This is a genomic window from Bradyrhizobium sp. USDA 4461, from assembly GCF_054055655.1.
This window is the reverse complement of the sequence record NZ_JBSRXM010000001.1, coordinates 8,248,813-8,261,676: the sequence shown is the minus strand read 5'-3', so window position 1 is coordinate 8,261,676 and position 12,864 is coordinate 8,248,813. Positions and strand designations below refer to the sequence as shown.

Annotated in this window: 12 protein-coding genes; 6 read left to right on the top strand and 6 right to left on the bottom strand. The window is 65.3% G+C overall.

What is annotated here, in order from left to right; genetic code table 11:
* Positions 1–7: 7 nt before the first annotated feature.
* The 4 genes from ACVINW_RS38595 to ACVINW_RS38580 all read right to left on the bottom strand — a co-directional run bounded on the left by ACVINW_RS38595 (position 8) and on the right by ACVINW_RS38580 (position 5,250).
* Complete coding sequence (locus ACVINW_RS38595; protein ID WP_456756142.1) at positions 8–1,633, bottom strand: ABC transporter ATP-binding protein; 1,626 nt, start codon at positions 1,631–1,633, stop codon at positions 8–10.
* Positions 1,630–2,460: an ABC transporter permease gene (locus ACVINW_RS38590; RefSeq protein WP_456756141.1), complete on the bottom strand. Its 831-nt coding sequence runs from the start codon at positions 2,458–2,460 to the stop codon at positions 1,630–1,632. Before ACVINW_RS38590 ends, ACVINW_RS38595 begins: the two co-directional genes overlap by 4 nt.
* A 2-nt stretch (positions 2,461–2,462) precedes the next feature.
* Complete coding sequence (locus tag ACVINW_RS38585; RefSeq protein ID WP_456756140.1) at positions 2,463–3,440, bottom strand: ABC transporter permease; 978 nt, start codon at positions 3,438–3,440, stop codon at positions 2,463–2,465.
* A 196-nt stretch (positions 3,441–3,636) separates the two neighbouring features.
* The gene (locus ACVINW_RS38580) at positions 3,637–5,250 is read right to left on the bottom strand and encodes an ABC transporter substrate-binding protein (RefSeq protein WP_456756139.1); all 1,614 of its coding nucleotides are present in this window, start codon (positions 5,248–5,250) and stop codon (positions 3,637–3,639) included.
* Positions 5,251–5,694: 444 nt separating this feature from the next.
* Here ACVINW_RS38580 and ACVINW_RS38575 point away from each other — a divergent pair, with 444 nt between their 5' ends.
* Entirely contained in the window at positions 5,695–5,994 is a 300-nt protein-coding gene (locus tag ACVINW_RS38575) for an HU family DNA-binding protein (protein ID WP_021077434.1), read from the top strand.
* Positions 5,995–6,179: 185 nt separating this feature from the next.
* Here the strand turns inward: ACVINW_RS38575 and ACVINW_RS38570 are convergent, their stop codons facing one another.
* A complete protein-coding gene (locus tag ACVINW_RS38570) occupies positions 6,180–6,959 on the bottom strand; it encodes an SDR family oxidoreductase (RefSeq protein WP_456756138.1) in 780 nt (259 codons plus the stop codon).
* Between the two features lie 306 nt (positions 6,960–7,265).
* Positions 7,266–8,252: an ABC transporter substrate-binding protein gene (locus ACVINW_RS38565; RefSeq protein WP_456756137.1), complete on the bottom strand. Its 987-nt coding sequence runs from the start codon at positions 8,250–8,252 to the stop codon at positions 7,266–7,268.
* A 57-nt stretch (positions 8,253–8,309) separates the two neighbouring features.
* Between ACVINW_RS38565 and ACVINW_RS38560 the strand changes: the two genes are divergently transcribed.
* From ACVINW_RS38560 to ACVINW_RS38540, 5 genes are all read left to right on the top strand, one after another.
* Positions 8,310–8,564, top strand: a complete 255-nt coding sequence (locus ACVINW_RS38560) for a hypothetical protein (RefSeq protein WP_456756136.1) — start codon at positions 8,310–8,312, stop codon at positions 8,562–8,564.
* A gap of 155 nt (positions 8,565–8,719) precedes the next feature.
* A complete protein-coding gene (locus ACVINW_RS38555; protein WP_456756135.1) occupies positions 8,720–9,814 on the top strand; it encodes an ABC transporter substrate-binding protein in 1,095 nt (364 codons plus the stop codon).
* A complete protein-coding gene (locus ACVINW_RS38550; protein WP_456756134.1) occupies positions 9,792–10,808 on the top strand; it encodes an ABC transporter permease in 1,017 nt (338 codons plus the stop codon). Before ACVINW_RS38555 ends, ACVINW_RS38550 begins: the two co-directional genes overlap by 23 nt.
* On the top strand, positions 10,802–11,599 hold the full coding sequence (locus ACVINW_RS38545) for an ABC transporter ATP-binding protein (protein WP_456756133.1): 798 nt from the start codon (positions 10,802–10,804) through the stop codon (positions 11,597–11,599). The genes ACVINW_RS38550 and ACVINW_RS38545 overlap by 7 nt, the downstream gene beginning before the upstream one ends.
* Positions 11,593–12,765, top strand: a complete 1,173-nt coding sequence (locus ACVINW_RS38540; RefSeq protein ID WP_456756132.1) for an acyl-CoA dehydrogenase family protein — start codon at positions 11,593–11,595, stop codon at positions 12,763–12,765. The genes ACVINW_RS38545 and ACVINW_RS38540 overlap by 7 nt, the downstream gene beginning before the upstream one ends.
* Positions 12,766–12,864: the final 99 nt, after the last annotated feature.

Genomic DNA, 12,864 nt, shown 5'->3' with positions numbered 1-12,864 from the left:
GGCCCGATCATGCGATCAAGGCATCGCGCTTGCGCGTGAAGTCGCCGCCGGGGATCGCCGACAGCAGCGCCTGCGTATAGGGATGCTGCGGCTTGCCGAACACCTCGGTGGTCAGCCCTTGCTCGACCACGGCGCCGTCCTTCATGACCGCGACGAGATCGCAGATTTGCGCCGCGACCCTTAGATCGTGGGTGATGAAGATAATGGAGAGGCCCAGCTGCTGGCGCAGTCCGGCGAGCAGCTTCAAGACCTGCGCCTGCACCGAGACGTCGAGCGCCGAGACTGGCTCGTCTGCAACCAATACATCCGGCTTCAGCGCCAGCGCACGCGCGAGCCCGATGCGCTGCCGCTGGCCGCCGGAGAATTCGTGCGGGTAGCGGTCGCCGGCGGACGGGTCGAGCCCGACCAGCTCGAACAACCGTCGCGCCTCGGCGACCGCGGTCGCGCGGTCGGTGCCATGCACGATCGGGCCCTGCGCCACCAGCTCGGCCGCCTTGCGCCGCGGGTTGAGCGAGGCGAACGGATCCTGGAACACCATCTGGATGTGACGGGTCTCGCGCCTGATCTCGTCGCGGTTGAGCTTCGCCCAGTCCTTGCCGTCGAGCACGATCGACCCGGTATCGGGGTCGATCAGCCGCACGATGCAGCGCGCGAGCGTCGATTTGCCCGAACCGGACTCGCCGACGATGCCGAGCGTCGCGCCGCGCGGCAGCCGCAGCGAGACGTTCTTGACGGCGTCCGTAACCCGCGCGCCGCGGCCGAGGAAGCCCCCGGTACGGTAGGTTTTTGAAACGCCATCGATGGCCAGGATGTCCTTGCCGGAGAGGATGCGCGGCGGCGGCGCGTTCAGCGGCGGCACGGCTGCGATCAGTTGCTTGGTGTAAGTATGCCGCGGATCGTTCAACACCGCATCGGCGGTGCCCTGCTCGACGATTGCGCCGTGCTGCATCACCACGACGCGGTCGGCGATCTCGGCGACGACGCCGAAATCATGGGTGATGAACAGCACCGCCGTCTTCTTGCGCTGCTGCAAATCGCGGATCAACTTCAGGATCTGCGCTTGCGTCGTGACGTCGAGCGCGGTGGTCGGCTCATCGGCGATCAGGAGCTTCGGGTCAAGTGCGAGCGCCATCGCGATCATGGCGCGCTGGCGCTGGCCACCGGAGAGCTCGTGCGGATAGGCTCCTGCGGCCGCCTTGGGATCAGGGATGCGCACGTCCTCGAGCAGCGCCAGCACCCGGGCATTGATCTCGGCCTTGGACAGGCCGGTGTGGATCGCAAACATCTCGCCGATCTGGTCGCCGATGGTGCGCAACGGGTTGAGCGCCGTCATCGGCTCCTGGAAGATCATCGCGATCCCGGCACCGCGCACCTCGCGCATCGCGGCCGGGTCGGCGGCGCAGAGGTCGCGGCCGTCGAACATCATCCGGCCCCGTTCGATCGCCACCTCGTTCGGCAGCAGCCGCATGATGGCGTTCGCCATCATCGATTTGCCGGAACCGGACTCGCCGACCACGCAGAGGATCTCGTTCGACGCAACTGCAAGCGAAACGTCGGACAGCGCATGCGGCCGGTCGGCGCCCTTGGGCAGGCGCACCGTCAAGGCGTCGAGCGAAAGGACGGTGTCGCTCATCGGCTCTTCAGCCTCGGATTGAGCGCATCGTTGAGGCCTTGGCCGACCAGCGACACCGCCAGCACGGTGACGAGGATCGCAATGCCGGGGATCGCCGAGACATACCATTGCACCCGCAGCACGTCGCGGCCGAGCCCGATCAGATTGCCCCAGGAGGCGACATTCGGATCGGATAGTCTCAAGAAAGCGAGCGCGCTTTCCAGCAGGATCGCGACCGCCATCACCACGCTGGCATAGACGATCACCGGCGGCAGCGCGTTGGGCAGGATCTCGCCGAGGATGAGCTGGACGTCCTTCATGCCGAGCGTCTTGCCGGCCTGGACGAATTCGCGGCTGCGCAGCGACAGGAACTCGGCGCGGGTCAGCCGCGCCGGCGCCGGCCACGACACCACGCCGACCGCGATCGTCACCGTGGTCAGCGTCGAACCGAACACTGCGACCAGCACCAGCAGCAGCACGAAGTTCGGCAGCGTCTGGAACGCCTCGGTGATCCGCATCAGCACATTGTCGACCCAGCCGCCGTAATAGCCGGCGAAGGCGCCGACCAAAATGCCGATCAGGATCGCGATCACGGTGGCAACGCCGCCGATCAGGAGCGAGATCCGCGCGCCATAGAAAATCTGCGCGGCGATGTCGCGGCCGGAATTGTCGGTGCCGAGCAGGAAACGCGGGTTGGAGAACGGCCAGACCAGCGGCCGGCCCGCCAGCGCCAGCGGATCGCGCGGGTAGAGGAAGCCGGCGCTGACCGCCATCGCGATGACGAGCAGCAGCAGGATCAAGCCGATCACCGCGGCCGGGCTGCGGAAGTAGCGTTTCACCGCGTCCATCGTCAGCCCTCCGCCGCGATGCGCGGATCGAGCCGCGCGTAGAGCAGGTCGACGATGAAGTTCACTGCTATGACCAGCAGCGCCGAGACGAACACGATGCCGAGCAGGGTGTTGAGGTCGCGCTGCACCACAGATTCATAAGCAAGGCGGCCGAGGCCGGGCAGCGAGAACACGCTTTCCACCACCACAGAACCGCCGAGCATGGTGCCGGCCTGCAATCCGATCAGCGTCACCATCGGCAGCAGCGCGTTGCGCAGCACATGGCGGGTGATGACATGGGTTTCGTCCAGCCCCTTGGCGCGGGCGGTGCGGACGAAGTCGAGGTTGAGCACCTCCAGCATCGAGGCCCGCATGATCCGCAGATAGATGGCAAGGAAGATCAGCCCGAGCGTCAGCGTCGGCAGCACCAGATGCGCGGCGATATCGAGCACGCGCCAGATCCCGGTCTGGACGGTGCCGATGTCCTCGAAGCCACCCGGCGGCAGCCATTGCAGATAGACCGAGAACACCACGATCGCCATCAGCCCGAACCAGAACGAGGGGGTGGCGTAGAAGATCAGGCCGAGGGTCGAGATCAGCGTATCCGGCCAGCGGTTGACGCCGCGCGCGGCGATCACGCCGAATACCAGGCCGAAGAAGAACGCGAACGACAGCGACGCCGTCATCAGCAGGATGGTCGGCGGCAGCCGTTCCAGGATCACGGTCGCCACCGGCTTGCCGTAGATCGAGGAGAAGCCGAGGTCGAGCCGCACCAGGTGCCACAGATAATTGCCGAGCTGCGCCGGAACCGAGAGGTCGAGCCCGTAGAACTTGCGCAGCTCCTGCGCGGTCGGGGCATCGCCGCCGCCCATCTGCGCCATCAGCGCATCGACGGTGTCGCCCGGCGCGAGCTGCAGCAGCAGGAACACGCCGATCAGGATCAGAAACAAGGTCGGAATCGAGGCGGCAAGCCGCCGCCCCGCAAGGCTCAGGATACGCATGATTTATCTATAGCGTGTTCAGACGATGTGGACACTGGCCTCTCTTACCTCGCTCCGCTTGCGGGGAGAGGTCGGATCGCATCGCCAGATGCGATCCGGGCGAGGGGGTACAGGTCTATCGATGGATCAATGTCGTGGAGAGAACCCCTCAGCCCAACCCTCTCCCCGTGAAGAACGGGGAGAGGGAGGCGCGGCCTCATGCACTCAGCCAAAGATCGTGCCAGCTCGCCGAGCCCCAGCGCGGCGTGTTGGAGTGGTTACGCGCCTTGGCGGTGATCACGGTGACGAAGATCTGCTCGATCGGCATCCAGACCGGCAGCTCGGTGTTCACCTCCTTGACGAAATCGGCATAGAGCGCCTTGCGCTTGGCCGGATCGACTTCGGTGGCCGCATCGTCGATGGTCTTGTCGACGGTCTTGTCCTCCCAGCCCCACTGGTTGGTCCACGGCGCGCCCTTGGGTTGGCCGGAGCGGTACCATACCGTGGTCGAGACCGCGGGGTCGTTGCGATACTGGTGCCAGCCGGTGGCGAGATCGAAGGCGTGGTCGTCATAGACCTGCTTGAGGAAGCCGCCGCCGTCGTTGCGCACGATGTCGACCTGGATGCCGACTTCGCCGAGCGACTGCTGGATGAAGGTCGACCACAGCGAGATGTCCTCGCCCCACGGCGCCGGCAGCAGTTTCAGCGCGAAGCGGTTGCCGCCACTGGCCTTGAAGCCGGCCTCGTCGAGCAGCGCGATCGCCTTGGCCTTGTCGTAAGGATATTGCGGCGTGTTCGGCCCGGGATAGAAGTCGGTCGAGGTCGAGGGGATCGGGCCGGTGCCGAGCTTGGCGAAATCGCCCAGGAAATTGTCGATGAAGAACGGCACGTTGATCGCGTGCGCGATGGCGCGGCGGACCCGGATGTCGGACAATTCCTTGCGGCGGAAGTTGAACTCGATGGTGTTGGTGCGGGCGTTGCCCTCATTGCCCTTGGTCGAGACGATGAAGCGCTTGTCCTTGCCGAGCCGGGCCATGTCCGAGATCGTCAGCCCCGAGAACGGGCTGTAGTGCAGCTCGCCGGCCTCCATCTGGGCGGCCGCGGCGGCGCGGTCGGTGATCACCTTCCAGACGATGCGGTCGAGATAGGGCGCGTTCGGCCGCCAGTAATCCGGATTGCGATCGGCGATGATGTATTGCCCGCGCTCATATTTGACGAATTTGAACGGGCCGGTGCCGACCGGCGCCAGGTTGGTCGGGTTCTGCCTGATGTCGCCGCTCTCATAGAGATGCTTGGCCGAGACGTAGCCGAGGTCGGGCAGGGCGCGCAGCAAGAGGTTCAGCGGCATCGGCCGCTCGTAGCGGAAGATCGCAGTCTGCGGATCGGGCGTGTCGACCGCGGTCAGGAACAGTTGCAGCGTCGATCCGTAATTGAGGATCTTCTTCCACATGTTCATCGCGGTGAAGGCGACGTCCTCCGACGTGAACGGCTTGCCGTCGTGCCAGGTGATGCCCTTGCGCAGCTTGAAGGTGACGGTCTTGCCGTCGGGCGTCGCCTCCCAGCTCTCGGCGAGCACGCCGACCGGCTGGCCATTGGCATCGAGGTCGACCAGGTTCTCCTGGATCTTGCCGCCGATGATGTAGACACCGGTCGAGGCCTGAATGCTCGGGTTGAGCTGGCGCTGCTCGGCGCCGTAATGGACGTTGAACACGCCGCCCTTGCGCGGGGTCTCTTGCGCGAAGGCCCGCATCGGATTGATGACGTTGGCTGCGATCGCGGCCGAAGTCAGCAGGGCCGTGCGGCGGTTGATCTCGAGGCGGCTCAAATCCATACGCTACTCTCCAGCACTTACATCAGGGCTTACAATAAAGGCTTGCATCGGGGCCGCCCGCCGGTCGGCGTGGCGCCCCGTCGCGATGTTAGCTTGGAATGGGAACCCGAGTCATTTTCTATTGCCTCGGCCTTTTGGAGGATCGTTTCCGAAACCTGAAGTGGCGGGCCGCAGTGCTTCGCAACCCCGATTGCGCGCGGTGGTGTCGCACGCCGGCGGTGCGAGACGTGTCAGGTGATTCTCTCGCAGGCGGCGTTTCGGGAGCGCCGAAGCCGCGCAAACCCTGTAAATTTAGGGGTCGGAAGCGACTTGACTGGAAAAAACACTGGAAAAACCTGATTCGGGCGCTGTCCACAGCGATATTGCTGGGGTGAGTGCAGAAAACACTGTTTTTCTCGGCGTTTTCCGCCATATCGTGCCCACTCCAGAATCAATGGAGCAACCATGGCTACCCAACTGTCGAAGTCGCAAGTGATCGAGAAGATCGCGACCACCACCGAACTCTCCAAGCGCGACGTCAAGAACGTTTTGGACTCGCTCGTCGATGTCGGCCACAAGGAGCTGAAGAAGGCCGGGGTGTTCCTCGTCCCCGGCTTCGCGAAGTTCGTTGTGGTCAAGAAGCCTGCGACCAAGGCGCGCAAGGGCACCAACCCCTTCACCGGCGAAGAGATGATGTTCAAGGCCAAGCCGGCCCGGAAGATCGTCCGCGCACGGCCGGTCAAGGCCGCCAAGGACGCGGTTTAAGATGAAAGGCCTCCGGTGACGGAGGCCTTTTGCTTTTGAGCCGTTAGCCAGCCGCAGTAGGTTGCCTGCCCGCGAGAGTGTTCGAGCGCAATGGACACCGGCTCGCATGTGGAGACGTGCCAAAGCAAGCATCCGGAGCTCCGGTCCTGGCCGCGCCAGGACCGGAGTTCTGGATCGCCAGAGTTCTAGACCACCGGCGAGCGGCCACCATCGACATTGATGGCGGTGCCGGTGATGTAGGAGCCTTGCTCCGAGGCCAGGAAGCAGGCGAGGTTGGCGAATTCCTCCGCCGTGCCGATACGGCCAAGCGGCGTGCCCTTGGCAAGGCCCTTGGCGAATTCCTCGAAATCCGTGGTCGGCGCCTGGGCGGCATGCCGCTTGACCCATTGATCGCTCATGATCAGGCCGACTAACAGCGCATTGACCAGGATGTTGTGCTCGCCGCCTTCATTGGCCATCACCTTGGTCAGCGCCATGCCGGCCGCGCGCGATACCGAGGTCGGCGCGGAATGACCAGCCGGCGCCTTGGCGAAGGTGTTGAGCACGTTGATGATGCGGCCCCATTTGCGCTGCTTCATGCCCGGCCAGACCAGCCGGCTGAAGCGGATCGCAGCGAACAGCTTGAGGTCGAGGTCCTCCTGCCAGGCCTCGTCGCTGATGCTCTCGAAGGCCAGCGTACGCGCGGTGCCGGCGTTGTTGACCAGCACGTCGATCTTGCCGAAGTCGGCGACGATCTGGTCGTGAGCCTTGCTGATGTCGGTGGCCTTGGCGACGTCGCAGACGTAGTCGCGCACCACGAGGCCGTCCTTGGCGAGCGCCTCGCGCGCCGCTGCGAGATCGGCCGCGCCGCGGGCAAGGATCGCGACCTTGGCGCCGGATTCCGCAAATCGCCGCGCCACCGCGATCCCGATACCTTTGCTGCCGCCGGTGACCACCGCCACGCGGTCTTTCATTGATAGGTTCATTGTTGTTCTCCCTCGGGCTGGCCCGGAGAGAACGCTATCAAACCGACAGCGCGACCAACAAGGTCATGCAAAGCAGGTGTGCCGTGACGATCAGTGCGAGATGGAGCGGGCCGGGCATCGGATGTCTCCATGGCGGTGCAGTGTGAGGTGAGCACCGCCGTCAAGCTCCCTCACCCTGAAAGGGGGAGGGCGGGGTGGGGGTGCTCTCCGCGGGCGCCGGCGTCTGTGGAGAGAGCGGATCCCCACCCGGCTTGCGCTGACGCGCAATCCGACCTCCCCTTTTCAAGGGGAGGTGAAGAACCGCGGCTAGTTCGAGCTCGCGCCGGCCGTAAAGCTGCGATCGACCGCCTTGCCGACATCCAGCGTCTTGCCGAGGATGCCGTAGCGCGTGGCGCGGTCGGAGGCGGCCTGCACCTCCTTCACCACGGCCTCGTCGATCGCGATCGGGCTCGTCTTCTGCGCGGTGTAGGCGGCGAGCAGCACATCCTCCGGCAGTTTTGTCAGCTCGGCCGTGCTCTTGGCATATTCGGCGAGATGGTCGAGCGACCACAGCCGCGCCTTGTTGAGCCGCTGCACCAGGTCCTGCACTGCCGCGCGCTTGGTCGCGATCGCGTTGTCGGAGGCGACGATGAAGGTGATGGTCGGTGTCAGGCCCTCGCCGTCGGCGACGACCCGCGCGTTGTCCTTCAGCTTGGCATAGGAGACATAGGGCTCCCACACCGCCCAGGCGTCGATCGAGCCGGCAAGCAGCGCGATCTTGGCGTCAACCGGGCCGAGCGGCGCGAAGGTCGCGTCCTCGATCCTGCTGCCGGCCTTCTCCAGGGTCGCGTTGATCAGGAATTGGCCCCAGCCGCCGCGCGTGCCGGCGAGCCGCTTGCCCTTCAGGTCCGCCGCCGTCTTGATCGGCGAATCCCCGCGCACCAGGATGGCCTGCGTCCGCGCATCGGAGCGCGTGCCGCCGATCGCCTTGATCGGCGCGCCCGAGGCATAGACGGTGAGGAAGGACAGGTCGCCGGTGTAGCCGACGTCGAGCGCGCCGGCATTGATCGCCTCCAGGATTGGCGCCGCGGCGGGGAATTCCGACCACTCGATCTTGTAGGGCAGGTCCCGGGCGAGGCCGGAAATCTCCAGCAGCGAGCGGTTGCCGCCCTTCTGGTCGCCGACCCGCAGCACGACCGCGTCGGCCGCCAACGCCGCCGCCGATGTCGAGAGCGTGATCACTGCGGTGATCAGCGCAGCCGCGGTGCGGCGGGTGAGGGAATGGGAAGAACCCGAGCGGGTCAGTTTGCGCATATCGATTGTCTTTCTGATTCATTGCGGCGGAAAGCGCGGCAGCGTTCCATCGAGTCTATGAGCAAGCCGTTCGCCGTCAACGAAACGGAAATCTGTATTCTTAGGCTGTACGGCAAGGATGATTTCGTCGTGCATGTCGAATGGAGAAGACATCGTGCCTGGCACCGCCAGTCGCTCAAATTCGATGCAGGTGCGGTAACGGCGTTGCACGTCTGTGTCGCGACGAAAGCGAAAATCCTTTCATCGTCGTGCGGCGCGATCGTGGAGAGTTCGACTGCGGCGCCTGTGACATTCGAAATTCCATTTCATTGACGGTGAACTTGTCGCGCCGCATCATTTGAACGTTGCTTTGAGTGCAATAGCGCCGGAGAAATCGGCTTTTTCTGAACCATGAGCTTCGACGACGGGGTGCGCTGGCGGAGACGTCCGCGCGCGGGGCGGAGCCTTGCCGAAATGCAGGAGTGAAAATGTCTGTCGATAACAAGAAGACGGTGATGGATCGCCGCACATTGCTGCGTGCGGGCGCCGCCGCGGCCTTTGCCGGGCCGATCGGAGCCTATGGTGCGCAGGCCTTCGCGCCGCGCGCGATCACGCCGGCGATCGACTTTTCCGAATTCCCGGTCTGCAAGGCAGCCTCCGATGCGCCGCCGCTGGCAGGCAGCCCGCGCAAGCTGAAACTGTCCTGGAACGCCGGCGCGGTCTGCCTCGCGCCGCTGCCGGTCGCGATCGACCACGGCTTCTTCCAAAAGCAGAACCTCGACGTCGAGCTCGTCAATTATTCCGGCTCGACCGACCAGCTCTTGGAGGCGATCGCCACCGGCAAGAGCGATGCCGGGCTCGGCATGGCGCTGCGCTGGCTGAAGCCGCTCGAGCAAGGCTTTGACGTCAAGATCGCCGCCGGCACCCATGGCGGCTGCATGCGGGTGCTGACCCGCACCAATTCCGGCGTCGACAAGCTCGCTGACCTGAAGGGCAAGATCGTCGCGGTCGGCGATCTCGCCGGTCCCGACAAGAACTTCTTCTCGATCCAGCTCTCCAAGCTCGGCATCGATCCGGTCAAGGACGTCGACTGGCGCGCCTATCCCGGCAACCTTCTGAACGTCGCGGTCGAGAAGGGCGAGGTGCAGGCCTTCCTGTCGTCGGACCCGCTGGCCTATCTCTGGCTGAAGGATGCGCAGTACAAGGAGGTCGCCTCCAATCTCGATGGCGAATACCGCGACAAGAGCTGCTGCATCGTCGGCCTGCGCGGCAGTCTTGTCCGCGAAGAGCCGCAGGTTGCACGCGCCATCACGCAGGCGCTGCTCGATGCCGCGATGTTCACCTCGCAGAATCCGGACAAGGCGGCGAAATCGTTCCAGCCCTATGCGCCGAAGGCGGCGAGCCTCGCCGATCTCGAGGCGATGGCGCGCTACCACACCCATCACCATCATCCGACCGGCGAGGTGCTCAAGCGCGAGCTCAAGGGCTACGCCGACGATCTGAAATCGGTGCAGGTGTTCAAGCAGAGCACCGACACGGCCAAATTCGCGGAGCGGATCTATGTCGACGTATTCAGTGTCTGACGCGACGACTGCTGCGGCGCCGCGCGCCACGGTCACGTTCTCGCATCTCTCCGGCAGCTACGGCGTCGGCCTTGCGGCGAGCCTCGCCTGGCTCGCGTTCGGGCTGTCGTGCCTGTATTGGCCCGATGTCGGCGACTGGTCGCGCACGGAATCGCTCGGCATCGGCGCGATCGTGATCGCGGCCTTCATTCTGTTCGGCACATTCAGCGCGGACTATCTCGGCAGCGCCGGGCAGGCGTTGCGCAAACGTGCGCCGTGGCTGGTGGCGTTCGGCGCGTTCGTCACGCTGTGGGAAGTTGCCACCGCTAAATTCGCCTGGCTGCCGCTGCCGTTCTTCCCGCCGCCGCAATCGATCCTCGAGGTCTACACCGACGATCTGCCAAAGCTGCTTGACAGCGTGTTCGCCTCGATCAAGCTGCAACTCGGCGGCTACGTCATCGGCGCAACGGTGGGCTTCATCACCGGCGTCTCGATCGGCTGGTCGCAGAAGATCGGTTACTGGGTGCACCCGGTGCTGCGCTTTATCGGCCCGCTGCCGGCCACCGCCTGGCTGCCGATCGCGTTCTTCACCTTCCCGTCGAGCTGGAGCGCGTCGACCTTCCTGATCGCGCTCGCCACCGGCTTCCCGGTGACGGTCTTGACCTGGTCGGGCGTGGCGAGCGTCAGCAGCGCCTATTACGACGTGGCGCGCACGCTCGGCGCCAAGCCGTCATTCCTGGTGTTGAAGGTTGCGATCCCCGCGGCGCTGCCGCATGTGTTCGTCGGCCTGTTCATGGGGCTCGGTTCGTCGTTTGCCGTGCTCGTCGTCGCCGAGATGATCGGCGTCAAGGCGGGCCTCGGCTGGTACCTGCAATGGGCGCAGGGCTGGGCGGCCTATGCCAACATGTATGCGGCGCTGATCGTGATGTCGCTGCTCTGCTCCGGCGCGATCACGCTCTTGTTCCGTACCCGCGATCGCCTGCTGGTCTGGCAGAAGGGCGTCGTCAAATGGTAGTGCAGTCCGCGGCTGAAGCGATCACCTATCCCGCCGTCGGCGCCGAGCTCGATGTCGAGGGCGTCAGCCACGCCTTCGACATCGATGGCGCTCTTCTGCCGGTGCTCGACAATGTCAACCTTTCGATCGCGCCGGGCGAGTTCGTCGCGCTGCTCGGCCCGTCCGGCTGCGGCAAGTCGACCCTGCTGCGGCTGGTGGCCGGGCTGGAGAAGCCGCGGTCCGGCTCGCTGCGCGAGGATGAGGTCCGCATCGCCGGCCCGCATCCGTCGCGCGTCGTCGTGTTCCAGGATCCGACCCTGTTTCCCTGGCGCACGGTGTGGGACAATGTCGCGCTCGGGCTGGAAGCGCAGGGCATCCTGAAGACGCAGCGGCACCGGGTCGATGAGGTCATCGAGCTGGTCGGCCTGTCCCCGTTCCGCAATGCCTATCCGCACCAGCTCTCCGGCGGCATGGCGCAGCGCGTGGCGCTGGCGCGGGCGCTGGTCAACGATCCCAAAATCCTGGTGCTCGATGAGCCGCTCGGCAAGCTCGATTCGCTGACGAGGATTGCGATGCAGTCCGAGCTGGTGGCGCTGTGGCAGCGCAAGGGTTTTACCACGCTGCTCGTCACCCATGATGTCGAGGAGGCGCTGGTGCTCGCCAACCGCGTCATCGTGCTGTCCGACCGGCCGGCGCGGATCAAGGCGGATATCGCGGTACAGCGGCCGTACCCGCGGCATCGCGGCGATCCCCATCTCGCGGAGCTGCGCAAGCAGATCCTCGGCCTGCTCGGACTGGAGGCGACATGGTGACGTCTACGGCGAGGGAGCTGCCGCCGGCGAATGCGCCGGAATCCGTCGCGCGTGCGTTGCGGCTCGCCGAGCTGTTTGCGGCGCGCGCGCCCGCGCATGATCGCGACGCCAGCTTCCCGTTCGAGAATTTCGCCGATCTGTCGCGCGAAGGCCTGCTGGCATTGACCGTACCGGCGGCGCTCGGCGGCGGCGGGGCGGGCGCGTGTGAGGCCACGCGCGTGCTCGGTATCGTCGGCAAGGCCGATCCGTCGACCGCGCTGGTGCTGTCGATGCATTACATCCAGCACCTGGTGATGGCGCGCAGCACGCGCTGGCCGGCACGGCTGTCGCGCAAGCTCGCCAAGGAAACGGTCGAAGGCGTCGCGCTGATCAACGCGTTGCGAGTCGAGCCCGAGCTCGGCTCGCCGGCGCGCGGCGGCTTGCCGGCGACCACGGCGCGCCGTACCGAAACCGGCTGGCGGCTGACCGGCCGTAAGATCTATTCGACCGGCGCGCCGATCCTGAAATGGTATGCGGTCTGGGCCAAGACCGATGAAGCCGATACCCGCGTCGGGCAATTCCTGGTTCCCGCCGGCCTGCCGGGAACGCGGATCGAGGAGAGCTGGGATCATCTCGGCCTGCGCGCCAGCGGCAGCCATACCGTGGTGTTCGATGACGTGGTGTTCCCCCTGGACTACGAGATCGACGTCCGCAGGCCCGACGACTGGAAGGTTCCCGACGTCACCCAGGCGACCGTGCACGCGATCTTCGTCGCCGCGATCTATGACGGCATCGCCCGCGCCGCCCGCGACTGGCTGGTCAAATTCCTGAAGGAGCGGGTGCCCGCCAATCTCGGCGCGCCGCTGGCGACATTGCCGCGGATGCAGGAGGTCGTCGGCGGGATTGAGGTGCGGCTCGCGGTCAATGCCCGCCTGATCGACAGCTTCGCCGCCGATTTCGATAACGGCTTCCCGCTGTCCGCGATCGAGTCTAACATCGTCAAGCTGACGGTGACCAACAACGCCGCAGCAGCGGTGGAGGATGCCTTGTCGCTGACCAGCAATCACGGCCTGTCGCGAACCAATCCGCTGGAGCGGCATTACCGCGACGTGCTGTGCGGCCGCGTCCATACCCCGCAAGACGATGCCACCCGTGTCTCCGCCGGACGCTTCGCGCTGGGCGTCTGAAAAACAATGGAGCGTTTTCAAGCGAAGTGGATGCCGGTTCGCGTGAAGAAAACGCGTCAAAATAAGAATCCAGAGCCTCGTTCCGATTCTATCGGAACG

Coding starts and splice junctions, on each gene's coding strand:
- ACVINW_RS38595 (WP_456756142.1), bottom strand. CDS start 1,633: ATGAGCGACACCGTCCTTTCGCTCGACGCCTTGACGGTGCGCCTGCCC.
- ACVINW_RS38590 (WP_456756141.1), bottom strand. CDS start 2,460: ATGGACGCGGTGAAACGCTACTTCCGCAGCCCGGCCGCGGTGATCGGC.
- ACVINW_RS38585 (WP_456756140.1), bottom strand. CDS start 3,440: ATGCGTATCCTGAGCCTTGCGGGGCGGCGGCTTGCCGCCTCGATTCCG.
- ACVINW_RS38580 (WP_456756139.1), bottom strand. CDS start 5,250: ATGGATTTGAGCCGCCTCGAGATCAACCGCCGCACGGCCCTGCTGACT.
- ACVINW_RS38575 (WP_021077434.1), top strand. CDS start 5,695: ATGGCTACCCAACTGTCGAAGTCGCAAGTGATCGAGAAGATCGCGACC.
- ACVINW_RS38570 (WP_456756138.1), bottom strand. CDS start 6,959: ATGAACCTATCAATGAAAGACCGCGTGGCGGTGGTCACCGGCGGCAGC.
- ACVINW_RS38565 (WP_456756137.1), bottom strand. CDS start 8,252: ATGCGCAAACTGACCCGCTCGGGTTCTTCCCATTCCCTCACCCGCCGC.
- ACVINW_RS38560 (WP_456756136.1), top strand. CDS start 8,310: ATGAGCAAGCCGTTCGCCGTCAACGAAACGGAAATCTGTATTCTTAGG.
- ACVINW_RS38555 (WP_456756135.1), top strand. CDS start 8,720: ATGTCTGTCGATAACAAGAAGACGGTGATGGATCGCCGCACATTGCTG.
- ACVINW_RS38550 (WP_456756134.1), top strand. CDS start 9,792: ATGTCGACGTATTCAGTGTCTGACGCGACGACTGCTGCGGCGCCGCGC.
- ACVINW_RS38545 (WP_456756133.1), top strand. CDS start 10,802: ATGGTAGTGCAGTCCGCGGCTGAAGCGATCACCTATCCCGCCGTCGGC.
- ACVINW_RS38540 (WP_456756132.1), top strand. CDS start 11,593: ATGGTGACGTCTACGGCGAGGGAGCTGCCGCCGGCGAATGCGCCGGAA.